The sequence below is a fragment of the Pricia antarctica genome, from assembly GCF_900101815.1.
Lineage (GTDB): Bacteria > Bacteroidota > Bacteroidia > Flavobacteriales > Flavobacteriaceae > Pricia > Pricia antarctica.
On record NZ_FNAO01000041.1, the window covers coordinates 1 to 1,362 of the forward strand.

Consider the following 1,362-nt stretch of genomic DNA (forward strand, 5'->3'; position numbering starts at 1 on the left):
TTTAATCATTAATTTTATTCAGACAGAACCATGAGAAAAGAAGAACAAACGGAATTCGAGAAAAAGGTACTTGACCAGTTCATGTCGGGCAAGAACCTTTTCGGCAAGGGCGGCGCGTTCGCCCCTATGCTGAAGAACGTCATCGAGAAAGCGCTCGAAGCGGAGATGGAAGGCCATCTCGGCGAGGCCCAGCGCAGCTTTGGGAACAAACGCAACGGCAAGGGCAAAAAGACCATCAAGAGCGGCTACGGCACCTTCGATATCGAAACGCCCCAGGACAGGCAGAGCAGTTTCGAGCCGGAACTGGTAAAAAAGCGACAGACCATCCTGGCGGATAATCTATCGGACAGGATCATTGGATTATACGGCCTGGGCATGAGCTATCGCGACATCTCCTCGCATATAAAGGAAATCTACGACACCGATATCTCGCACACCGTGCTGAGCCAGATAACCGACAGGATCATACCCGACGTCAAGGCATGGCAGAACCGCCCCTTGGAACCGCTCTATTGTATCGTATGGCTCGATGCCATGCACTACAAGGTCAAGGTGGACGGGAAGATAACCCATAAGGCCCTTTACAATATCCTGGGAATAAACAAGGAAGGCCGCAAGGAAATTCTGGGCATGTACATCTCCGAGAGCGAGGGCGCCAACTTTTGGCTACAGGTGCTCACCGACCTGAACAACCGTGGACTGAAGGATATACTGATAGCCTGTACCGACAACCTGCGGGGATTTACCGATGCTATACTGGGCGTGTTCCCAAAGGCACAGGTACAGCTCTGCATCGTACACCAGATAAGGAACTCCCTTAAATATATTGCCTCAAAAGACCAAAAGGAGTTCATGCGCGACCTGAAAACGGTCTACCGGGCGACGAGCAAAGAAGTGGCGGAGGACGAACTCCTGAAACTTGAAACGAAATGGGGGAGCAGATATCCCGTGGTCATCGAGAGCTGGCAGCGCAACTGGGAGCAACTGTCCCAGTACTTCCAGTACACCGAGCCCATCAGGAAGATCATTTATACCACCAATGCCGTGGAAGGGTTCCACCGTCAGGTCCGCAAGGTGACCAAGACCAAGGGCGCGTTCACCAGTGATATGGCCCTGCTCAAACTGGTGTACCTCGCCACCAAGAACATCGAAAGGAAGTGGACGAGCCCGTTGCACAATTGGAGCTTGACCGTTCAGCAACTTTATATTAAATTTGGGGACCGTATCGGTCTGGACATCAACAGGGGCGCCCCGATACGTGGCGCTGACGCTAGGTCGCATTCCAAAACCGGTCAGATAAAAGATCTGACCAATTTTGGAATGGAGAAAAAATGAACCGGACAGAGTTTAATTTACACACCC

At 51.5% G+C, this 1,362-nt stretch carries 1 pseudogene; it reads left to right on the forward strand.

What is annotated here, in order from left to right:
* Nucleotides 1-30 precede the first annotated feature (30 nt).
* Nucleotides 31-1,227: pseudogene (locus BLT07_RS20570) on the forward strand (IS256 family transposase); the annotation flags it as partial.
* Between the last annotated feature and the right edge of the window lie 135 nt (nt 1,228-1,362).